General features: G+C 45.2%; 21 protein-coding genes. 7 read left to right on the forward strand and 14 right to left on the reverse strand.

Annotation, left to right across the window (positions count from 1 at the left end):
* Positions 1-268: 268 nt before the first annotated feature.
* Together QUB14_RS21345 and QUB14_RS21350 are read left to right on the forward strand one after the other, a co-directional pair.
* A complete protein-coding gene (locus QUB14_RS21345) occupies positions 269-1,468 on the forward strand; it encodes a hypothetical protein (protein ID WP_333218937.1) in 1,200 nt (399 codons plus the stop codon).
* A gap of 174 nt (positions 1,469-1,642) precedes the next feature.
* A complete protein-coding gene (locus QUB14_RS21350; RefSeq protein ID WP_333218939.1) occupies positions 1,643-2,269 on the forward strand; it encodes a HEAT repeat domain-containing protein in 627 nt (208 codons plus the stop codon).
* Here QUB14_RS21350 and QUB14_RS21355 read toward each other — a convergent pair.
* Together QUB14_RS21355 and QUB14_RS21360 are read right to left on the reverse strand one after the other, a co-directional pair.
* A complete protein-coding gene (locus QUB14_RS21355) occupies positions 2,258-2,551 on the reverse strand; it encodes a DUF2103 domain-containing protein (protein ID WP_006631250.1) in 294 nt (97 codons plus the stop codon). The two genes, QUB14_RS21350 and QUB14_RS21355, sit on opposite strands and share 12 nt — an antisense overlap.
* Positions 2,552-2,651: 100 nt before the next feature.
* Entirely contained in the window at positions 2,652-3,119 is a 468-nt protein-coding gene (locus tag QUB14_RS21360; protein ID WP_333218942.1) for a response regulator, read from the reverse strand.
* A gap of 428 nt (positions 3,120-3,547) precedes the next feature.
* Here QUB14_RS21360 and QUB14_RS21365 point away from each other — a divergent pair, with 428 nt between their 5' ends.
* Positions 3,548-3,874 carry an antibiotic biosynthesis monooxygenase gene (locus QUB14_RS21365; protein ID WP_190661662.1) on the forward strand — a complete coding sequence of 109 codons (327 nt, stop codon included), beginning with the start codon at positions 3,548-3,550 and terminating at the stop codon, positions 3,872-3,874.
* Here the strand turns inward: QUB14_RS21365 and cas6 are convergent, their stop codons facing one another.
* Positions 3,875-4,756 carry a CRISPR-associated endoribonuclease Cas6 gene (gene cas6, locus QUB14_RS21370; protein WP_333218944.1) on the reverse strand — a complete coding sequence of 294 codons (882 nt, stop codon included), beginning with the start codon at positions 4,754-4,756 and terminating at the stop codon, positions 3,875-3,877. It abuts the gene before it with no gap.
* Between the two features lie 191 nt (positions 4,757-4,947).
* Positions 4,948-6,030, reverse strand: a complete 1,083-nt coding sequence (locus QUB14_RS21375) for a class I fructose-bisphosphate aldolase (protein WP_190661658.1) — start codon at positions 6,028-6,030, stop codon at positions 4,948-4,950.
* A gap of 224 nt (positions 6,031-6,254) precedes the next feature.
* Between QUB14_RS21375 and QUB14_RS21380 the strand changes: the two genes are divergently transcribed.
* Positions 6,255-8,891, forward strand: coding sequence for a M1 family metallopeptidase (locus tag QUB14_RS21380; protein ID WP_333218947.1), 2,637 nt, complete (start codon positions 6,255-6,257; stop codon positions 8,889-8,891).
* A gap of 279 nt (positions 8,892-9,170) precedes the next feature.
* Positions 9,171-9,587 carry an NUDIX hydrolase gene (locus tag QUB14_RS21385; RefSeq protein ID WP_333218949.1) on the forward strand — a complete coding sequence of 139 codons (417 nt, stop codon included), beginning with the start codon at positions 9,171-9,173 and terminating at the stop codon, positions 9,585-9,587.
* 195 nt (positions 9,588-9,782) lie between these two features.
* Here QUB14_RS21385 and QUB14_RS21390 read toward each other — a convergent pair whose 3' ends face one another.
* The 6 genes from QUB14_RS21390 to petC form a co-directional block, all read right to left on the reverse strand.
* Positions 9,783-10,265 (reverse strand): hypothetical protein, encoded by a 483-nt coding sequence (locus tag QUB14_RS21390; protein WP_333218951.1) that lies wholly within the window; start codon positions 10,263-10,265, stop codon positions 9,783-9,785.
* A gap of 51 nt (positions 10,266-10,316) precedes the next feature.
* Positions 10,317-11,369, reverse strand: coding sequence for an FAD-dependent oxidoreductase (locus tag QUB14_RS21395; RefSeq protein ID WP_333218953.1), 1,053 nt, complete (start codon positions 11,367-11,369; stop codon positions 10,317-10,319).
* A 321-nt stretch (positions 11,370-11,690) separates the two neighbouring features.
* Positions 11,691-12,134, reverse strand: coding sequence for a photosystem II protein PsbQ (psbQ, locus tag QUB14_RS21400; RefSeq protein ID WP_333218955.1), 444 nt, complete (start codon positions 12,132-12,134; stop codon positions 11,691-11,693).
* 111 nt (positions 12,135-12,245) lie between these two features.
* Positions 12,246-13,097 (reverse strand): alpha/beta fold hydrolase, encoded by an 852-nt coding sequence (locus QUB14_RS21405; protein WP_333218957.1) that lies wholly within the window; start codon positions 13,095-13,097, stop codon positions 12,246-12,248.
* 105 nt (positions 13,098-13,202) lie between these two features.
* Entirely contained in the window at positions 13,203-14,192 is a 990-nt protein-coding gene (gene petA, locus QUB14_RS21410) for a cytochrome f (RefSeq protein ID WP_333218959.1), read from the reverse strand.
* 165 nt (positions 14,193-14,357) lie between these two features.
* Positions 14,358-14,900: a cytochrome b6-f complex iron-sulfur subunit gene (gene petC / locus QUB14_RS21415; RefSeq protein ID WP_333066278.1), complete on the reverse strand. Its 543-nt coding sequence runs from the start codon at positions 14,898-14,900 to the stop codon at positions 14,358-14,360.
* Positions 14,901-15,114: 214 nt separating this feature from the next.
* Here petC and QUB14_RS21420 point away from each other — a divergent pair, with 214 nt between their 5' ends.
* A complete protein-coding gene (locus QUB14_RS21420; RefSeq protein ID WP_333036983.1) occupies positions 15,115-15,432 on the forward strand; it encodes a DUF3067 family protein in 318 nt (105 codons plus the stop codon).
* Between the two features lie 411 nt (positions 15,433-15,843).
* Entirely contained in the window at positions 15,844-16,152 is a 309-nt protein-coding gene (locus tag QUB14_RS21425) for a carbon dioxide-concentrating mechanism protein CcmK (protein WP_006631236.1), read from the forward strand.
* Positions 16,153-16,355: 203 nt separating this feature from the next.
* Here QUB14_RS21425 and QUB14_RS21430 read toward each other — a convergent pair whose 3' ends face one another.
* From QUB14_RS21430 to QUB14_RS21445, 4 genes are all read right to left on the reverse strand, one after another.
* Positions 16,356-17,468, reverse strand: a complete 1,113-nt coding sequence (locus QUB14_RS21430; protein ID WP_333218961.1) for a calcium-binding protein — start codon at positions 17,466-17,468, stop codon at positions 16,356-16,358.
* Between the two features lie 670 nt (positions 17,469-18,138).
* Positions 18,139-18,984 carry a twin-arginine translocase subunit TatC gene (tatC, locus tag QUB14_RS21435; RefSeq protein ID WP_333218963.1) on the reverse strand — a complete coding sequence of 282 codons (846 nt, stop codon included), beginning with the start codon at positions 18,982-18,984 and terminating at the stop codon, positions 18,139-18,141.
* 183 nt (positions 18,985-19,167) lie between these two features.
* A complete protein-coding gene (locus QUB14_RS21440; RefSeq protein WP_333218965.1) occupies positions 19,168-20,112 on the reverse strand; it encodes an NAD(P)-dependent alcohol dehydrogenase in 945 nt (314 codons plus the stop codon).
* Between the two features lie 178 nt (positions 20,113-20,290).
* Positions 20,291-22,465, reverse strand: a complete 2,175-nt coding sequence (locus QUB14_RS21445; RefSeq protein ID WP_333218967.1) for an EAL domain-containing protein — start codon at positions 22,463-22,465, stop codon at positions 20,291-20,293.
* Positions 22,466-22,587: the final 122 nt, after the last annotated feature.

Here is a 22,587-nt window from a genome sequence, read left to right on the forward strand (position 1 = left end):
TATGTTCAAGTAAGCAAATCGAAAATTATTTGGCTCACTGCTGTTACTGTACCTCTTAGTCACGCAAAGTGCTGTAAATGATTCAGAGGTTAAATGGCTGAATAAACAAGAACTATTTGAAACCCTGGGAATTTTTCAAGAAAAAAAAGCTGTAATAGAAGCTGAGTTTGCCCAACTCAAGGATAAGTACAAAGCTAGTGAATACGCAGAAACATCTGTATCAAGTCCCTTGTATCCCATCCTGAAAAATCTTGAGGTAGATCAGCACTTGAGTGAGTCAGAACTTAACTGGCTGGAAGAGCATCAACTTAGCGAAACGCTTAGCATTGTTTTGGAAATTGAACAGCAACGGCACTTTACTGAACTGAAAGTTAAGTATAAAGCTACTACTTATGAGGATTCATCCCTCTCTAGCCATCTGTATAAAGTTCTCAAAAAAATTGATTTAGAAAGTCAGCTAGGTGAGCAGGATATTAACTTTCTGAAAAAGCGTAAACTAACTGAGACAATTACTCTGGCGCTTGACAAATATGCTGCTAGTCTCAAGTCCAAAATTCAATCGGGAGAGCCGTTGAGTGAGGCTGATTTTGATTGGGTGAAACAGAATGGACGTGATGATGTAATTACTTTTGCTATTGAAAAGTATGTTGCTAGTCTGAAATCCAAAATCCAATCGGGAGAGCATTTAAGTGAGGCTGATATTGATTGGCTGAAACAGAATGGACGTGAAGACGTAATTACTTTTGCCCAAGAAAAGGAATTTGCTGCTCTCAAGGTCAAGTATCGGATTATAGATCATAATTTCCCCTTCGATCCGTTTTACGCAATCATGGTAAAATTGGAGAAAGAAGAGCGTCTAGATCCTGTGTTAGTTGTTCAGTTAATACAACAGAAACTTTTAGCTAGTCATGGAAGGATTGCTATGGCCTACCACAGGCTTGAAGCGCGTTTCTATGAGGAGGAATATGAGCGGAGTGGAAATAAATGGAACTTGCCCAACGCCAGCAGTCATTGGCGCAAGGCAGATGAACCGAGAAGTGCATTGCAGGTGACAGAAAATCTGGACTTCGACCAAATCAAAGAAAATAAGCTCAAGTCAGCTTTGCTAACAACTAGGGGCGGTGCTTTTCGAGATATTGATAAATTAGATGATGCACAAAAGTGCGCGCTAAAAGCTATTGAGTACCAGCCTCAGAGTCATCATCCTTACACTTTGATGGGAGCTATTTGTTTTGAGCGGGGTCAATTTTCCGAGGGTGAGCGTTGGTTTAAGGAGGCAATTAAACGCGGTGCTGAATCAGAAGATATAGATTCCGAACTCAAGCAGGTTGTCAAAAATACTAAGGATGAGAATAAGCGTCGGGAAGTTGTGGAATATCTGCTGAAAAAAAATCCGCAGCGGTATGCTTGGGCTAAGTCTTATAGGAAGCGCGAAAGCGGTGAGGATGCACAGCGCAAGAATTCCTAGCGCGGGTATCGAGTCGGGTTTTTTGCGGATTCGACTCTTTAACCAAGACTGTCCTACTTCGAGCAGGGTAAGCTTTTCAAGTGAATCGCCGCGCCTCACCCACGCTGCAAAAAGTTCGATCGCGCGCTCGACCCAACCTAGAATTACAATAGTCACGGTAAAGCTTACAAATAAATGGCATTAGAACTAATTCAGGCTGTCGAACAAGCAGATTCTTCCGAAGGCTTGTTAAACGCAGTCAAAGCACTGGCTGCAGCTTCCTCAAAACAAGCAATTCCTACCTTAATTACAGTGCTCGGTTACAACAACCCAGGCGCCGCTGTTGCCGCCGTTGACGGGCTAATTCAGCTCGGAGAACCTGCGGTGCTGCCGCTTCTAGAACAGCTTGACGGCTACAATTACGGGGCGAGAGCTTGGGCTGTTCGGGCTTTGGCCGGAATTGGCGACCCCAGGGGTTTGGAGATTTTGCTGGATGCAGCGGCGAATGACTTTGCTTTGAGCGTGCGGCGGGCCGCGGCGAGGGGTTTGGGGACGATTTGTTGGGAACTACTGCCGGCAGAACAAATTGCAGATGCTCAACTTCGCGCTGTGAAAACGCTACTGCAAGCGTCCCGAGATCCAGAATGGGTGGTTCGCTACGCAGCAGCGGGGGGTTTGCAAGCTTTGGCGGGTGCTGCGACTGTTAAACCGGATTGGTTAGCGGAAGTTTCTGCCAGACTTGAGGAAATCACCCAAAGCGATGAAACTACTTCAGTTAGGGCTCGGGCTTTGCTTGCTAAGAAAATATTGTCACTTGGCTAGGGTTTGGGCGATCATCTCTTCCAAGTCCCCTTGACTGAGAGTGGTTAATATAAAGACTTCTTGTACGGTTTTGCCCTGTCTGGCGATGATTTTAAATCCCCCGCGGATGGGTACTGACACTCTTAATGTCATGCGGGGGATGTGTCCTTTAACTTTGTTGATGACGCCGGGAGTGACAGTTTGAATGCCGATTTTTAGGGTGAGGCGCTCTAAAATTGGTATCAAACCGGGAAGGTGGGTAGAGTGATTCCAAACTAGGCGGCCTTTGGGTTGTGCGTTCATAAATATTTAACCAAATTCAACATACCCAGTCTAAGCCACCCCTGGCTGGAACCAATTTGAAATCCCATCAACTTCTGTATCAATAACGTTACTGTGAGCGTCATTGCCAGCAAACCGAGCCAATCTCAAACCGAGATTTTTGATTCCTGGCGCGCAAGCTAAGATTTGATGGCGCAGAATTGTCCTGTACTTTTTGATATTTTGGGTTGGCAACTGTCGGTTTTTCTAGTTGAGTGGCGATCGCCCGGAGCATTTCTGCGAGGCTGCAAGGTTTCTTGAGATAGCCGTCTGCTTTAAGTTCCAGCGCTTTTTCCATTTCTGAACCAGTCATAAAAATAAACGGAATGCTGGCGGTTGCAGGGTGCGATCGCACGGCTGCGAATACTTCAATACCGTCGAGTTCTGGCATCATGACATCAGACAAAATTAAATCGGGAATTTCGGCTGCTAACTGGATACCGACTTTTCCGTTTTCAGCACCCACAGCTTCAAAACCGCGCGATTGCAGAAGTTCTAATACCGTTTCTCGAATTAAATCATCGTCTTCAATTACTAATATTTTTTTCATGGGTTTTAGCTGGATCTTTACTTTGTTTGTATTCCTCTGTTATTATTGTTACAGGTGAGTTTTAAACAATTCAATAGGGTTATTGCAAAAAACCGCTTTTGACTGGCAACTTTTTACGGCTTTGTGTAGGCTCGCAGTTACACACAAGACTTGAGTTATCCGCAGCTTTACCTTGGGTACTAGCGGTAGAAGTCGCTCCAGGGTACCGAGGATTGTGAAAGTCTAAAATCAGCGATTCAATAGTTTATTTAATAAAGATTCCAGCCGCCTGACTCAAAAAGTTTGTATTTGAGTGGCGATCGCAGTTACGTGTAATTAATAAATCCGCCGATGAGCTGAGGGCGAAACTCCAACCTGTGAAGTTCACAAATTTCGGGCGATCGGGTAAAATATAACTTGGTGTATCGCTATTGAGTGAGGAAAAAGATATGTCAGAATTTCTAGACTTTCTCAGACATCAGTTTGCCTACGTGGCCATTGGCGAATTTAAACCGGGAAAATTTAAAGAAGCAGAAGAACTTTTTGAAAAAGCCGTTGCAACTTATGCTACAGGTTTTAAGGGAGCGTATTTGCTGCAATTGCCCAATACAGACAAAGGTATTGCCATCATTTTTTGGGAAAGCGTAGAAGAGATGGCCGCCAATCAAAGCGAAGCTTATCAGGAAATATTAAAGCAGATGACGCCTTTGTTTGCGAAACTTCCCGACACTGATGTTTATGAAATCGTCAGTGAAATTCAGCCTAAAAGTGAATGATTAAAAATCCTGCAACCGGCGCGTCATTCCCATTCCCATCGGCGTCTTTCGCCCGACTCCGCTGTAAAGCGCAAAATCTGCTAAAGTATTAATTTGCTTGATAGTAGCAGGAGCTATATCTCCCATAATTCGGTAACTAATATCGCCGACGCAGCCAATAAATTTACTGCGAGAATCCGTACTAACTTCTGTTCGGATATCGAAGAAACTGGGGAAAATAGCTTCTGTGAAAGTAGGTTGGATCGCAATCCTGCTGTATTTGTTCCAGCGATTCGCTAAACTGCCAAAAATACTCTCACGAGTGGGCATAGCACTATCGTATACACCTTGCCGAAAATTAGTAGGAGTGCAAAAAGTAAAAGCAATTTGGCGCTCAGTTTCCGAAGCTCTCTCGAACAATTCGGCGTAAGTACAAAAGTTTACCCAAGGCTGGTTTGATTGCGGTTCGCTCAAAATATTAGTAATGTATATATTGGTCGGCCCGAGATGCCAAGGGCTCTCGAAATTAAGTTGCTGCCAAAGTTGAGTTAGGCGATCGAACAAACCGTCATCCAGCAGAGAAATTCGCCACCAAATCGGCGTATTTTCCTGAATAGCTTGCTTGTGTTCCCATTGTACAGCCTGCGAAATTGTGCGCGCAGCAGGAGGCAAAACTCTCTTTTGCGGCTGCGGCGTACTGCTTTTGTAAGGCTCTTTTCTCCTTACTTGGAAAGGGCTTAAAGTGAAAGCTTTTTCCTGAGATTGGTCGTGCAGGTACGCGCTCAAATCGGTGTCTACAGCACTCACAAGGTTCAAAAACAAAGCGTGGAGATGCCGTCCCGTTAAAAACTGGGATGGAATTGGTGCAACTGGCCGCAGGTTTAAAACAAGGCTGTAGGGCATTTTTAAATTTTTATACGGTGTCTGTATAGATGTTCAGCTAGTATTAATACTACAGCTAAGTTGCAACTTAGATTAAGGAATTTAAATCACATAAGGTGCACAGTGTGCACCCTACGTTTACGACGATTTGTGGGTCGTGTCCACCTACATTTAGGTTGTAATATTGAGGCAAATCTCTGTGCGGTAAATTTTTAGGCGATCGAGATTTCTGGCGACAAATAAACGTCTTGGATGGCGTGGAACAATTTTACGCCTTCTTCAAAAGGACGCTGAAAAGTTTTGCGGCCGGAAATTAAGCCGCAGCCGCCAGCGCGCTTGTTGATTACCGCCGTGCGAATTGCTTCTGCAAAATCGCTTTTCCCCGAAGCACCGCCGGAGTTAATTAAACCCATCCTTCCCGCATAACAGTTGAGCACTTGATAGCGAGTTAGATCGATCGGGTGATCCGTTGTCAAATCCGAATAAACCCGCTTGTCGGTTTTGCCGTAACTGTGGTCGCTAGCTTTAGCAACTGCTCCATAGCCGTTGTTGCATTCGGGCAATTTCTGCTTGATAATGTCAGCTTGAATTGTTACTCCCAAGTGATTTGCTTGCCCGGTTAAATCGGCTGCAACGTGATAATCTTTGTCTTGTTTAAAGATATCGTTGCGGAGATAGCACCACAGAATAGTCGCCATTCCGTATTCGTGAGCGTGAGCAAAAGCCTGACTGACTTCTTGGATTTGTCGCGTCGATTCCGGGGAACCAAAATAAATTGTTGCTCCCACTGCAACCGCTCCCAAATTCCAAGCTTGCTCGACGGTCGCAAACATTATTTGGTCGAATTGATTGGGATAAGTTAGCAACTCGTTGTGATTGAGCTTGACAATAAAAGGGATTTTATGCGCGTATTTGCGAGATACGCTTCCCAAAACTCCCAGCGTTGTCGCGACAGCATTGCAGCCAGCAGAGATTGCTAGTTTGATGATGTTTTCGCTGTCAAAATAGATGGGATTCGGTGCAAAAGAAGCGGCCGCCGAGTGTTCGATTCCTTGGTCTACCGGCAGGATGGATAAATAGCCGGTATTTGCCAAGCGTCCGCTAGAATAAAGTTGCTGAAGCGATCGCAAAACTTGGGGAGATCGATCGGTTTGAGCAAAAATGCGATCGACCCAATCCGGCCCCGGCAGGTGCAACAAATCTTTAGAAACTTTCGCTTGATGGGTGAGCAAGTCTTCGGCTTCGTCGCCAAGCCAAGATTCGATCGAACTGGGAACTGATAGTGTAGCTGTCATACAGATTTCCCTCTCAATTTCAATTGCAGGCTGATGATTGCGGACATTAACCTTGCTGATATTGTAGCGAAAAAATCATATTTTCCATCCCGTCAACGCTCAACCCAGTTTTTAACAAGTTAGCGACAACAGCAACTAGGACGCGCTACTCTATAATAAGCTGGCAGTTCAGCCGGATCTGCGCTGTCAGCGATCGCCGATCGACTCACAACTTTGCCACCACAATGTCACACACTTACTTTGATTCTGAAAACGGTCACAAATCCTTCGAGATGCCCGGTGCTCGGCCGCATTACAATCCCGATCGCCCCGGTCAAGTAGAGCATATTTTCCTCGACTTAGTGCTGAATATTCCCAAACAAAGCTTTCGCGGCACTTGCAGTATCCGCCTCAATCCAGTCCGCAGCGGTATTGACAAATTAACCTTAGATGCCGTCAACCTGAATATTAAATCAGTAAAAGTCGGCGAAATTGAGCAAAATTTCGACAGCGATGGCGAAGTGCTGCAAATTCAACTACACGAACCCACCGAAGTTTACCAACCAATTACAATTGCGATCGAATACTCGGTCGAAAAACCCCAGCGCGGCCTCTATTTCGTCGGCCCGGACAAACACTATCCAGACAAACCAACACAAGTTTGGACTCAAGGCGAAGATGAAGATTCCCGCTTCTGGTTTCCCTGTTTCGACTATCCTGGACAACTCGCTACTTCAGAAATTCGAGTCCAAGTTCCGAGACAACTATTTGCTATTTCCAACGGGGAATTAATTAGTACAAAAAACGAAGGCGACGAAAAAATTTATCACTGGTTCCAAAGCCAGGTACACCCGACGTATTTAATGACCTTAGCAGTCGGTGATTTTGCCGAAATTAAAGACGAATGGAACGGCAAACCAGTTAATTATTACGTGGAAAGAAGCCGCGAAGCAGACGCTAAGCGCAGCATGGGCAAAACGCCTCAAATGATTGAATTCTTCTCTCAAGCATTTGGCTATCCTTACCCTTTTCCCAAATACGCTCAAGTCTGCGTCGATGATTTCATCTTCGGCGGTATGGAAAATACTTCGACAACTTTGCTAACAGATAGGTGCTTGTTAGACGAACGTGCCACCCTCGACAATCGAGGTACTGAAAGCTTAGTCGCCCACGAATTAGCTCACCAGTGGTTCGGTGATTTAGTAGTAATTAAACATTGGTCTCATGCTTGGATAAAAGAAGGCATGGCTTCTTATTCCGAGGTGCTGTGGACTGACAAAGAATACGGCAAAGAAGACGCGGCTTACTATATGTTAAATGAAGCCCGCAATTATTTAGCTGAAGACAGTTCCCGCTACCGGCGCCCGATCGTTACTCACGTTTACCGCGAAGCCATTGAATTGTACGATCGCCATTTGTACGAAAAAGGCGCTTGCGTCTATCACATGATTCGCGCCGAGTTGGGCGACGAATTATTTTACAAAGCAATTCACACTTTTGTGCGGGATAACGCTCACAAAACTGTAGAAACGATCGATTTGCTCAGGGCGATAGAAAAAGCTACCGGTCGCAATCTCATGTTTTTGTTTGACCAGTACGTTTATCGCGGCGGTCATCCAGATTATAAAGTTGCTTATTCCTGGGATGGCGACAGCAAATTAGCAAAAGTTACTGTCACCCAAACTCAGGTAAAAGATAGCAAAAATGGCAACGGCAACAGCAAAGAGGTCTTTGACCTAAAAATTCCCATAGGCTTCGGTTACAAGCCGGAAAAAGATGCAGAAGATAACAGTTATGTACGTGCGACTGCTAACCTAAAAACTTTCACAGTCAGAATATACGAACGCGAGCAAAGCTTCTATTTCCCCCTAGAAGAGAAGCCGGCGTTTATCAGTTTCGATGTCGGCAATAGTTACTTAAAAACAGTCGTTTTAGAGTATGGAATTGCCGAACTCAAAGCTCAGTTGCAGTTCGATCCAGACCCAGTTTCCCGGATTTACGCTGCCCACGCTTTGGCGAAAAAGGGAGGGCTGGAAGCGGTGAAAACGCTGTCAGAAGTTCTCAAGAAAGAGCCGTTTTGGGCAGTACGGGCGGAAGTAGCCGGTCAGTTAGCTGAAATTAAACTCGACCAAGTTTTTGAAGGTTTAGTAAGTGGTTTAAAAGATAAAGATGCTCGTGTTCGTCGCGCTGTGGTGAATGCGCTGGGTAAAATCCAAACTCACGAAACTTATAAAGCGCTGAGGTCGATCGTGGAAAAAGGCGACGACAGCTATTACGTAGAAGCAGCAGCAGCGAGTGCTATGGGCTCCCTTGCAGGGGCTAACCCCGACGAAAAACCGACCGACGAACAGGTACTGAAAGAGTTAAAATTGGTGCTGAAAGAGCGTCAGGGCTGGAATGAGGTAGTGCGATCGGGTGCGATCGCAGGTTTGGCGCACATGAAAACTTCTGAAGATGCGCTGAATCTAATTTTGAAATACACCGCCGCCGGTACTCCGCAAGCTTTGCGCTTGGCTGCAATTCGATCTTTGGGCACAATTTCGGCTGGTCAAACTAAGGTGAATGTAGAACGGATTTTGCAGCGATTGGCAGAATTATCTAAAGAGACGTTTTTCTTGACTCAAGTCTCTGTAGTAGCGGGATTAGGACAAATGCAAACTCGCAAAGCAATTCGCATTTTGCGTTCTTTAGCTGACCAAACTCCCGATGGCCGCGTCCGCCGCATGGCTGATGAAGCTGTGCAAAGAGTGCAGAAAAATGCTGGTTCTGATGCAGCGGTAAAGCAGTTGCGGGAGGAATTAGACCAGGTGAAAAAGGAGAATCAAGATTTGAGGAGTCGGATGGAAAATTTGGAGGCTAAGGCGAAGAAAGATTCGGTGTAAAACCCCATACCGGCGCAGATAAAGGCAGATATTGGCGATCGGCTTTTATCTGCTTGTCGGTAGAGGATTTCGCGCAGTTATTATAATAATATTATTGTTCAGTGGGAGTGCATGGGAATTTCCTATTTTCCACAGAGGGGAAAAACCCAATATCTTTATTCTCCACTTTGTTGTCTCAACTGGGGAATTATCTAGAATGTGGATGCAATTTTTATTTTTGAGTGGTCAACTGTTGATGAAGTTGCATTGGCTTTTTAACCCATAAATATTGCAGAAATCATGAGTATAAAAACCGCTGTATTGATTGAGCAATCGGGGGTAATTCCCTATCGCATTCAAGACGGACAAATTGAAGTAATGCTAATTACTTCTTCGGCTAGCAAGCGCTGGGTGATTCCCAAAGGATTAATTGAACCTGACATGACTCCCCAAGATTCCGCCGCCAAGGAAGCTTGGGAAGAAGCAGGTTTGTTGGGTAAAGTGTTCCCGGATTTGCTGGGAACTTACGAGTATCAAAAGTCCGGCTATATTTGTCAGGTAGGGGTATTTTTAATGCAAGTGCAAGCAGTTCTAGAAATTTGGCCGGAAGCTAGCAAGAGAAAGCGCCAGTGGGTAAGTATTCCTAAAGCAATTAAGCGGGTCAACGAACCGGAACTCAAACTCATTTTGGGGGATTTACCTACTAGGTTCTGGTGATTCTGTCCAGGATGCAAAACCTAATTATGTAGGGTGCCCTTCGGCGCGCCTTACGGCCATAAGTATTGTGTCCAACCACTTTTTGGTCTTAGTATAAAGTTTTAGGGCGCGTCCGTCAGCTAAATTATTTGAAAATCGAGCTATGATTACTGACGCACCCTACAAACTTATGATATCAGTATAAAAACTTTCCCCTTAAGCGTTAGCTGAGAGGAAAGGAATGCTTTCGGCTAAGTTATCCTTAACTTCAATTCCCTGTTTTCTCGCCCAAAACTGGCTCAAAAAGTGAATTTGCCGCAAGCCGACAACTAAATTTAAACCGGGTACAAAAATCCACCAAACTGTTAGCGGTTCTTTGATTCCTTCTTGGCGGTACAATTCGTTAACTGTCTTGTATAGTTTGAACTGCACGATGTAAATCCAAGCAATACCGAGCAAGGAAAACCAACCAAACCATCCGGGAACGTCAGGGTCGAATATCCGCAAAGCTTGAGGGATGGCTACTCCTAAAACAAAGGGAAGCAAGCAAAGAGTTCCCGACCAACCGCTGCCGTTATAGCGACGCAATTCTTCTTGAATAATCCATTTGTACCATCCGTAATATAGCAGCAAGCTGACTGCTGATAGCAATATTACTCGCCACAAAGAGCGCGGTTTACCTAAAGGTTTGTCGGACATATTTAGATGTAAGATATGAATGGCTATCTTGATTGTATTAACATTTGTTAATTATTGCAAAATCATTTCTCGAATCGATCGCGCTGTTGCAGGGGCCAGCAGAACACCGTTGCGATAGTGGCCGCTGGCGATGAAAACGCGATCGTTACCGGAAAGCGTCTCGATAATTGGGGCCGGCCGCGCTTCCGGCCGCGGGCGCAATCCCGACCATTTCCTGATGATTTCAGCTTCTGCTAAGGCCGGACAAAGCAAACTCGCCCTCGCCATCACTTGCGCCAACATATCAGCATTCGCCTGAATTTCCCCGCCATTTTCGGAAAACTCCACTGTCGCCCCCACCCAAAATTCCTGATTTCCCAGAGGCACAATGTGAACGTCATCGCACGTAATTACCGGCCTAAAATCTGGGTTTCCTAAAGGCTTGGCCGATCGCAAATGCAGCGCTTGTCCCAACACCGGGCGAATGTCAACCAACTGATTTAACGATGCAGTCACAGCAGCCGAACCCAAACCAGCCGCCACAATTAGTCGATCGAACTCCAAACTAGCAGCAATCTCCGCTGCTTCAACGGGCACCCCAAACTCAAAAATCGCCCCATTTCGTTCAGCAGCATCAACCAAAGCCAAAGTTAGGGCCGTCGGATCGACTTGCCGGTCTTGAGGCGAATAAATCGCAGCAATAATGCGATCGTTTAAAGAGAGATGAGGGCAGCGATCTCGCACTCGTTCCACATCCCAAAGTTCCAATTGCCAACCTTGAGAACGGCGAGTTGCTATCAAATTTTCCCACTTAATTAAATCCTCTCCCTCCGAACAAAGCATTAAAATTCCTTGTTTGTTAAAAGGAATTTTTCGCCCCGTAACTGCTTCCAATTCGGGAATCAAAGTTTCGTAGCGCTGAAGGCTGGTTTCCCTCAACTGCCAATTTCTGCCCTTAGTTTTGTGGCTGATAACTCCCATCAAAACACCGAGTGCCGCGCCAGTAGAACCTTGGGCCGGCGGCTGTTTGTCGAACACAGTAACTTTCAGTTCGGGAAATTGACTTAGTTCAAAGGCGATCGAAGCCCCAATAATACCGCAACCAATAATTGCAACGCGAATCATTCAATTTTATATTTTATATTTTATATTTTATATTTTATAGAAGTTTTTCGTATGGTTCTGAGAGCAAAGCGTGTCAAATTAACAGTAAAATCCTCTGTTTTTATCGTTTGTCTCGAAGTCTCGATCCCCCTAAATCCCCCTTAATAAGGGGGACTTTGAATGCTCTGCCCCCCTGACTAAGGTGGAGTTTGAATACTCTTGTCCCCCCCTTACTCAGGGGGGTTAGGGGGGATCTAGACTCGACTACAAGCGATATTTATTATGGGTCTCAGTCTTAATTTGACACCCATCCATTGCCAAGCCTACAAACCCCTAAAGCTATTAAGATTTAGGAATTAGCTGCAAAAAGGTATCGAAATCATTGACAGCTTTTTGATAGCTGGCCGTGACTTTTGCATAGTCAAGCTCTTTAGCAGCAAGATCGATGTTAACCAACTCGCTAAACAAACTCTTAGTTAAATCAACAGCTTGTTGTTGAGAACTAGGCAACAAACTCGCAGAGACGGTTTTCATGGTGTTCCGCAAGTCGCCTAGAGGCCCGTGAATGTAAGTTCTGGTATCAACCCAATTTTGTTTTTGAATTAAGGTTCCCAGTTTATCCATGCGCGATCGGAACTCGGTCAGGGTAGGAACATAGCGCTGAATTTGCTGGGTCTGGGCTGCTGTGTATGTCGTTGGAACTTTTGCTTCGACACTACTGCAACTAACCAGAAATGCCATCAAAAACGCCATCATCAAGGCAAAAATTGAACGGGGACGAGTCATATTGATTTAAGATTTTAGATTTTAGATTTCTCGTTCTCTGGCTCTGCCTGGGAATGCAGCTCGGCGAGGAGCTGGTTCACTGACCTAGCACCGAGAGTTATGTACAAAATATTATTTTACCTCCTGGCGACGCAGAAAAGTGATCACAGAATTGCCAACTTTTTCTGACCAATGTTCTTGAGGATAATGCCCCGCTTGTTCCAGTGTGACTAACTCTGCATTTTGCAGGGAACCGACTAACTTTTGAACTGGTTCAACACTCAGCCAAGGATCTGTCAAACCCCAGAAAAATAAAGTTGGTCGAGTCCATCCTTTCAAGCCGGATTCAATTTCAGCCATTGACTGCGGCAATTGAATATTGCGGACTGTATTCATCAGCGATCGACCTGCATCCGAACTCTTCAAAAACGGGCTGCGGTAAACATCTAAATCCTTGTCTGATATTGTCTTGCCGCTGCCACCTTCGAGAGTTCTGTCAACCAAAAGCGGGTCTTGCGTCATCATGTCGCCAATAAAAGGCAGCCCCAACTGCTGCATTTTCCAAGGCAATCTTATATCAGGTGACACTGGTGTATTTATGATGGCTAGACGATCAATTTTATCGGGATTGCGTAAAGCGTATTGAATGCCGGCTGAAGCTAAAAATCCTTGGACAACGAGGGAAAAGCGGTCTAATTCTATAGCTTGAATAAAGCCAGCGAGGGCGTCAACAAAAGCATCGGGAGTGTAGGCAAAGTCGCGCTTGTCTGGTTTTGTCGATCGCCCGTAGCCCACCCAATCAGGGGCGATCGATCTAAATCCCTGTGCCGCCAAATCCGGCATAATTACAGTCCAGGTAAAACTCTGGGACGGCAAACCGTGCAGCAGCAGTACGGGCGGTTTACCAGTTTCGTTAACCGGATTTGTTTCCCGATAAAACCATTTCAGCGGGCCTACTTCAACTATCTTCTCATCAATTAACATTATTTTACTGGTTATTTATCAAAGAATAAGGCGGGGAATACCCGCCCTACTTACCTAATAGTTGGGTGTGAATAGAACACCTTACCCAACTAATTACAGCCGCGTTTAGAAATTCATTTCAGCAGCTTGAACTTTTTCGACCTGTTTCTTCTTGAGAACCAGCATGATTTGAGCCAGCATGGTTATAGCCACGAAAGCCATCAATCCTTTAACTCGACCTGCACTTTGCAGCACAATCTCCACGTCTTTTTGACCGAAGCCGCCCACATTAGGATTGTTCGTCAAAAGTTCGCCTGCTGCAACTGTTTGTCCTTCGGAAACAATCAGTTCTGGGCCTGCAGGAATCGTATCAACAACCGCTGCACCTTCGGCAGGTTTAATTGTCACTTGATAACCGCCATCTTCAGGTTGAGCAATCTTAGAAATGGTGCCAGCTACCGAAGCATTGTAAACAGTATTATTGCTCTTTTCGCCAGTAGGATAAACCTGACCGCGACCGCGGTTGCCACCAACATAAATTTGGTATTTGCCGTAGTGAACCGACTTGTCAGTTTCCGGATTCGGCGACAAAACTGGGAATACCAATTCTTTGTACTGTTCTCCCGGTACTGGGCCCACTAAAACAATATTTTCTTGGGTTTCGCTGTAAGGTTGGAAGTAAAGATCGCCGACTTTTTCCTTCATTTCTTCGGGAATTCTGTCAGCGGGAGCAATTTTGAAACCCTCGGGCAACATCACTACAGCGCCTACATTCAAGCCGCTTTTGCTGCCGTCGCCGCCAACTTGTTGAACGTTAGTATCGTAGGGAACTTTGACAATAGCTTCAAACACCGTATCTGGCAAAACAGATTGCGGTACTTCAACTTCAGTCGGTTTTGCACCGAGGTGACAGTTAGCGCAAACAATCCGGCCTGTTGCTTCGCGGGGAGTAGCGGGTGCAGTTTGCTGAGCCCAGAAAGGGTAAGCAAATGCTGCTTGGGGAAGTGCGATATCGCTGGTGAGGAAAAATCCTGCAGCGGCGATCGCAATTAAGGCTGTTTTCGCGATCGTCCTGGCACTGCGGCGAAATATCGCAGATAAATTAGTTTGTGGCATTAGAGTATTCAATCTCAAAGGTCAGACAATTTTGGATTTTGGATTTTGGATTTTGGATTTTGGATTTTGGATTTTGGATTATTAGACTGGTTTAGGGATGCACTTATCTGTGGTTTTCACCATTCACCCCCTATCTAAAATCTCCTATCTAAAATCCAAAATAGTTTAAGACCACCAAGGTGCTTCGCCGGTGCGGAAATCAGTTTCTGTCCAAGTTGTAAAAGCGATCTTGTCATCTGCGACAGTGGCGTGGGCCAGGGCCAGAGACAAAGGCGCGGGGCCGCGCACCACTTTGCCCTCATTGTTGTATTGAGAACCGTGGCAAGGACAGATAAACTTGTTTTCGCTAACATTCCAAGGCACGACGCAACCCAAGTGAGTGCAGACTGCATTGATGCCGTAGTCGGCGATTGATTGGTCTTCTTTCACCACAACATAGGTGGGGTCGCCTTTGAGACCTTGGGCTAAGGTGCGATCGCCTGCAGGGTGCGAAGTCAAATATTCGCTAACGATGATGTCGTTACCCAAAGCATCTTTAGCTGTCACTCCGCCGCCAACTGCCCCACTCGACGGAGGAACAAAATATTGGACAACGGGATAGAGTGCGCCCAGTGCAACACCTGTGACTGTACCGAACGTCAGCAAATTCATAAATTGGCGACGCCCCATATCGGGGACATCGGGATTTCCAGCAGAAGATTGAGCCATGACCTGCCTTTACGGTTTTAAGTTACGTTTGTTTGTTAGCTGTTAGCGAACTTGTACGTGCAGAGGAAGGAGGATAATTGCCGTTAATCTGCTCGCACAAATTTTAGGTCGCGAAAATTCCTTTTAAGAATGCGCCTTCCAGCCTTTATTAGAGTATTATTACATTTTTTGAACTTTGTCTTTTATTGTTTAATGGATTAACTCAGGAGCAACCATGACGGGCCAGGATTTACACCAGCTACTGCTAGAAAAATGGGGAAAGTCTTACGATATCAGATTGCGGCGGACGCGGGGCAAGATTTTTGTGCAAGTTATGTGGAAATATCTAGAACAGGCATCTTTTCCGATGACGGAGGCTGATTATTTCGAGCATTTGGATGCGGTGGCCAATTACCTCAACGGCTGGGGGAGTACAGAACAGGTGAGAGAATATATCGTAACTACTCGCGATCGCCCCCGCTTGGGTAAAGCTGTCAGCGTTCCTCTAGATTTGGGTGAAAGAGCCTCGGAGTGGTTGCTAGACGAGTTTTGAATCACTCAGTCGATTTTAGATTTTAGATTTTAGATTTTAGATTGACTCCACAGCGGGGATCTGGGGGAGTTCCCTCAAGTTTTGTGTCGCGCCGCGGCTGGATTAGTTGAGTCCAAAGTCCCGAAAATCGATCGGCGAGCTTGTCATACGACTTGCCGCTGGTGAAAAACTAAGCTTTGGCGCATCTAATTTGCACGGGTGTTTTGATTCAAAGTCTTGTGTGGCGGGCTTTGCTGCGCGCGCCCTGCTGTGGGATTTAAATGCCGCAACAGTTTCTGGGGCTTTTTAGGGGCTTTTTTAATTTTGGGCGATCGGACTTCTAGCTTACCAAAATCATCGGAACCAATTTCTGTCAACAATTTCACATACAATGAGTGTCAGATATCTTGTGAAATTTAGGAGAATGTTGTAATGGGTGTTGCACTGGGAATGGTTGAAGTCTTAGGATTTCCCGCTGCAGTAGAAGTTGCGGACTCAATGGTGAAAGCAGCCCGTGTTACTTTAGTTCGCTATGAGAAAATAACCCGCGCCTACTGGACAATTATAGTGCGAGGAGATGTTTCTGAAGTGCAAGCAGCCGTTGCTGCTGGAATTGAATCAGTTAAAAAGGTCGATGGCGGAAAGTTGCTATCGTATCACATAATTGCTCGTCCCCACGAGAATCTGGATTACGTTTTGCCGATCGGCTACACTCCTGAAGTCGAACAGTTCCGAATGTAGTCAAAGTTTTGACAAAACTTTGGTGTTGAATTTTAACTTTTAGTAATTATAGAGGCGCGGGCGATCGCGCCTCTATATTTTTTTGCTGCGATGCAATATATTTTTGTGCTGTGTTTATCTGCGGTATATTTTGCCGAAGCAGCAGGCAGAATAACTTGGAATTCTTAACCGCAGATTAACGCAGTTCGACGCAGACAATACAATCACCCAAAACTCAAATCACTGGGGGTGATTTCGATCAGAACTCCCTTCAGAATTCCTATGATTTGGCCATTCTGACTAATCTCGGTATCTAAACCATTAATCGCAGGCGCAGAAATTATGTCTGCAAACGGAATTTGTTCCAGCGGAGGGGGATACGGAGGGCGAGAACGTACCAAAAGTTTATCTTCACCTTGTTTGAAGTCAGCAACAGTATCTATTCCCAAACCCCTCCAAAGCCTAAACTTGTCAGCCCCCTGATCACCAACCAGATAGTCATCACCGCTCAAGCCCAACAATAAGTCGTCGCCGGCCCCGCCAATCAGCGTTTCGCTGCCGTATCCGCCAAGGAGAGTATCGTTATAACTAGAACCGATCGCTACTTCGATGCCGGAGAGCGAGTCTATGCCGCCCCACCCGTCGGAAGCCCGACCTAACCCCGACCCGTCGCCGACTGCCCCCAACTGGAGATATACGCCCGTCCTTGGCGCACCCGTGTAAGATACTGTGTCGATGCCATCTCCGCCATAGAGCGAGTCATTGCCATCCCCGCCATTGAGAAAGTCATTGCCATCCCCGCCATTGATATTGTCATTGCCCAACCCGCCAGAGAGATTGTCATTGCCAACCTCGCCCTTGATATTGTCATTGCCATTCCCGCCAGAGAGATCGTCATTGCCAACCCCGGCATTGATATTGTCATTGCCATTCCCGCCAACGAGAATGTCATTGCCAACCCCGCCATAGAGAAAGTCATTGCCAATATCGCCATAGAGAAAGTCATTGCCAACCTCGCCATAGAGAAAGTCAGTGCCAACTCCGCCAGAGAGAAAGTCATTGCCATCCCCGCCCTTGAGATTGTCATCGCCATCCCCGCCATAGAGATTGTCATCGCCAACTCCGCCATAGAGATTGTCATTGCCATCCCCGCCAGAGAGAAAGTCATTGCCAACCCCGCCATTGAGAAAGTCCTTGCCAACTCCGCCATCCAGCCAGTCATCGCCGTCCAAGCCATCCAGCCAGTCATCCCCATCCAGACCATAGATGGTGTCATTGCCAGCAGTGGAAGCGGGAGGGCCGGAGAAGTAGTCAGGACCAGTAGTGCCAGTTGCCATATATTTAATTTCCTATGGATATTAATAAACTGAAACCGTCAAAAAGGTAAAAATCTACAGTGTGGATTTTTCAAATGAACTTACTAAAAAATCCACCCAAAAAACCAAAAAGTCTCCTATCTTAGGCAGCCAGGAAACTCAAAAGATATAGCTAGACTTCAGTGAGCCAGGTTGACTCTCTTGCTGAAGTTTTACGTTCTTGTTCAGTAATTTCACTGTGTTGGTATGTTATCTCTCAATCGAATACTAAGGATCGGCTCGTGTCAAATCTTCATGAAAACCTTAAAAACAAACTTATTAAAATAACTTATGATTGCCAGCCCGATCGCCTAAAAAATAGTGTGAATTAAGGCTCAAAACCTTGACCCCAGACACCTACCACTAAACTTTGCTAATGTGAATTTTATATTTTATATTAAATACTTATCAAATAGACACTAAATCAGCAAAGATTATCATATAAAACAATCAACTTACTCCAATAGCTGAGAAGCTTAGCTTTACACAATGTTTATAAGCTTACTTAAGTAAATAGGGAATTCTCCCTCAAAATAGCTGAAGCAATGTTTTTAACAGAAGTTGAAAACAATCCCAATCCCGGCTAAAAATAGCAGACAATTTTAAAATTCAGATGTTGGGTAACTTTTACATTGTCTGCTATTCTTAATTCTCATCGTCCTAAAAGCTTCACCAAACCAACGCCGCCCAAATACAAGCCGAGGATCGCACCTCCTAAAAGACTTTGCGTTAAAGGGTCAGTAGAAGGCGTTAACACCGCTCCCAAAACTGCCGCTCCCAAGACTACATACCGCCAGCCGGAGAGCATTTGGTTGGAAGAAAATATGCCCAAAACACCGAGCAATACTAGGACGATCGGGATTTGAAAAGCTAAGCCAGTGCAGAACATTAACAGCAGTACAAATTTAAAGTATTTGTCGATCGACCACAACTGCTCTACAACATCCGCCCCATAGCTAACAAAGAAGTTGAGCGCCGCCGGAATCAGAGCGATGTAAGCAAATACTAAACCGCCCAAAAATAGGAAACTCGATCCGAAAAACACCGGCCCGAGCAACCTGCGTTCTTTGCGAGTCAAACCGGGGAGAACAAACAGCGCTATCTGGTAAAAAATAAACGGAGTGGCGATCAGCAAACCGCTGTATCCGGCTACTTCGATAGAAACAAAGAAATACTCGCCGGGAGCTAGTTGCAGAAACTTGACGGGTCCGGCGGGTACTTCTAGCAGTTGCACGATGGGTTTAACTGTGAAAAAGCAACCGATTACAGCGATTGCTACTGCAATTAGCGAGTAGAAAAGTCGCATACGCAATTCTTCTAAATGCTCGAACAAAGACATCTCAACTTCGTCGGGAAGTTCGTCGAGAAATTCGTTTTCTAAGTTGCGGGAACCCATCGCACCGCCTACGATTGGTGCAATGCTGTTTTCCGAGCTAATTGCTTCGAGGTTGTTGTCGGAACCTTGTTCGGATGTCTCCAAGTTTGAGGGAGCAGTCATAGGGAATGGGTAATTGGTAATGGGTAATTGGAAATTGGTAATTAATTGGAAATTGAAAATTGAGAATAGTTATTTCATATTTGCTCCGACTTCCTTCTTCATTCTTCATTCTGACTTCAGCAGCAGAAGGAACGATCGATAATTAATCCCTGTAGCGGTGTCAAAACCCGTGTCGTGCCTTCATTATTCAATCACGATCGCAATTTTGCCGATCGCGCGGCCGGTTTGGCTGTAAGCGTGGGCTGCTGCTACTTCTGCTAAGCTGTAAGTGCGATCGACAATCGGCTCAACTTTATCGGATTCTATTAACTCCCGCAAAGCCTCTAAATCGCTGGTGTTGGCATTGGCTAGAATGAATTTAGCTTTTTTACCCGAGATAAACCAGCTCGTTAACATCGGTGCGAGGTTCTCGAAACTTGGCAAAGTCGATATATAAACTCCCTCTGGTTGCAGCACTTTTTCGCATTCACCAAATGTTCTTGTCCCGACAGCATCTAAAATTATATCATATTTATCGGTTTGTTGAGTAAAGTCAATTTCTTCGTAATCCAGGACAAAATCTGCTCCCAAACTCTTGACCAATTCTCTATTTTTTGCACTGCAAACTCCCGTTACTTCCGCATTTATTGCTTTCGCAAATTGCACGGCAAAAGTGCCAACTCCGCCGGAAGCGCCGTTAATCAATACTTTGTTTCCTGCTTGGATTTGACCCAAATCCCTGAGCGATTGCAAAGCAGTTAAACCTGCGATCGGTACTGCTGCTGCTTCTGCATGAGTGATGTTTTTCGGTTTAATTGCCGCATCCGATTCTGCCACGACTGCATATTCGGCGCAAGCACCCCCACTGATGGGATTTAAGAAAGTATAAACTTCATCTCCGGGTTGAAATTTGGTGACTTCGCGGCCGACTTCCACGACAACTCCAGAGATGTCAGAACCGACTATTCGAGGAAAGTTATATCCTGTTAATAGTTGCAAGTGTCCTTGCCGGATTTTCCAGTCTACGGGATTGACGCTGCTAGCGCGAACTCGCACTAACAATTCGTTGGGTTTGGCGATCGGCTTTTCCAACTCTCGGTATTGCAATTCCTCGGCTGAACCGTAGCGATCGAACGCAACTGCTTTCATGGCAAATTTTCCGGTTTATTTCCAATAGAACACTCAATCCTTTACAATTACAGCACATTCGATCTAAATGTGACACAGTAAATTGAGCTAGCCTTGTAGCAGCGGGCGATCGACTCTTGGAGGCATCCAGACAATGGGCAGGCGTGAGGCAATGGGTTCGCTGGCAAGCGTGCGATGGCTAGCGATTAAAATTAATAGGGACGGGGCGGGCGATCCCATAACCCTGAGCATAATCTACTCCAATCTCCCGCAATTTTTCTAAGATAGTCTCGTCTTCGACAAACTCAGCTATAGTTTCAAGATTCATCGCATGGGCAATACGATTAAAACCTTCAACCAGGGCTTGAGAAATCAAATTATGATTAATATTCTTGACAAAAGCACCATCAATTTTTAAATAATCAACTGGTAAATTGAGCAGATAAGCAAAGGAACTCAACCCACTGCCAAAATCATCTAAAGCAAAGCGACAGCCAATTTTTTTGAGTTCGCTTATGAAATATCTAGCTTGCTCGAAGTTTGCGATCGCTGCGGTTTCTGTGATTTCAAAACCAATGGCTTGTGGGGGGACTTGGTAGCGAGAAAATTGTTCGATTAAAAGCCTCAAAAACTGATTGTTACTAATGCTAGCCCCAGAAAGATTTATCGTATACAAGCCTTGACTAAGAACATTTTTTGCAGGCAATTTGTGATAATTAGAGAAAAAAGTTTCGATTACCCAACAATCGATCTCAGTTATCAAGCCGTAACGCTCTGCCGCGGGAATAAACTCATTTGGAGATACTATTTTTCCATCTTCGTCCAGCATTCTGAGCAAAATCTCATAATGCTCTACTAATGGTTTAGAGGTAATAGAGACAATCTTTTGGTAATAGAGACAAAAACTATTGGTTTCCAGCGCTCGGGTGATTTTGGAAATCAACTGCCTCTCACCACGTTGTTTAATTAGTTCGCCATCATCTAGACGATAAATATGAACACAGTTTCGCCCTCTGGCTTTGGCGGCATAACAAGCTGCATCAGCCGCTCCCAGAAGCTCCATCAAATTTTGGGTGGTGTGGTCAATGGCCACAACTCCAATGCTGACTCCGATGATAAAGGTGTTGCCATTCCAAATAAACCGAAATTGATGCACTAGGTCTTTGAGGTTTTCCGCAATCTGAGTTGCTTGAGATAGTGGACATTGAGTGAGCAAAAGACCAAATTCATCACCTCCCAAGCGAGCCAGTGTGTCATTACCGGGGAGTCCCTTTTGTAAAAGTGTAGTGATTTGTCGCAGTAGCTCATCCCCAGCAATATGACCTGCGGTATCGTTAATGACTTTGAACTGATCTAAATCTAAATAACAGAGAGCGTGCTGCTGATTGCTATCTTCAACAGAAGCGATCGCATCAACTAAATGTTGCTCAAATCTTCGACGGTTGATTAACCCCGTCAGGGCATCGTGACTGGCTGCCCAAGAGAGTTGACGGCTGAGATAGCGCGATTCAGTAACGTCATGAAAGACCATAACTGCCCCGATAATTTGACCTTTACGGTCTCGAATCGGTGCTGCCGAGTCAGCAATGGGATACTCGGTTCCATCATGGGCAATCAGAATAGTATTGTGAGGTAAGCTCACAATTCGCTGCTCTAATAGAGCCTTGTTTATAGGATTCTCTACTGGCTCTCCCGTTACGGAATCAACAATTAGGAAGACTGTAGACAAGGGAACTCCTTGAACTTCATGAGCATTCCAGCCTGTCAGTCGCTCAGCTATAGGATTGAAATATCTCACATTACCTTCGGCATCAGTAGTAATGACCGCATCGCCAATTGATTCCAGTGTCACTTGAGCCAATTCCTTTTCGGCAAAGAGAGACTCTTCGAGACGTTGCCGTTCTTCAATTTCTATCAAGAGACGTAAATTCTGCTTTTGGAGTTTTTGTTGCAGCCTTCCGATAGTTAGGTGGGTTTCGACACGCGCTAATACTTCTTCGACTTGAAATGGCTTAGCAATATAATCTACCCCTCCCGCAGCCAGCCCTTGCACCTTATTGAAAGTTTCATTTAGCGCACTTAAAAAAATTATTGGAATGTCTGCAGTGCGCTCATCAGATTTTAATTGTCTGCAAACTTCATAACCATCCATATCAGGCAATTTAATGTCGAGTAAAATTAACTCCGTCGATGGCGATTGGGCGGCTCTGAGCGCCAGTGTCCCTGTTATTGCACTGCGAACTTTATAACCCTCTGCCCTCAAAGTATCCCTGAGAAGACGCAGGTTATCAGGCAGATCGTCAACAATTAAAATATTGCCTCGGTAGTTTCTAGTTCCATCGCTACTTCTATCGCTAGTTCTATCGACAATCATATTAATTTCCCTAGTTTCCTGCTAGAGGAATAAAAGCGTATGCACAAATAGTATAGTTGAATTATGAGGTTATAAAGGTAACTTTACGCAGAAAGAAGTGCTGCGACTACGGATATATTGAG

It is taken from the genome of Microcoleus sp. B3-D2, assembly GCF_036705345.1.
GTDB lineage: Bacteria > Cyanobacteriota > Cyanobacteriia > Cyanobacteriales > Microcoleaceae > Microcoleus.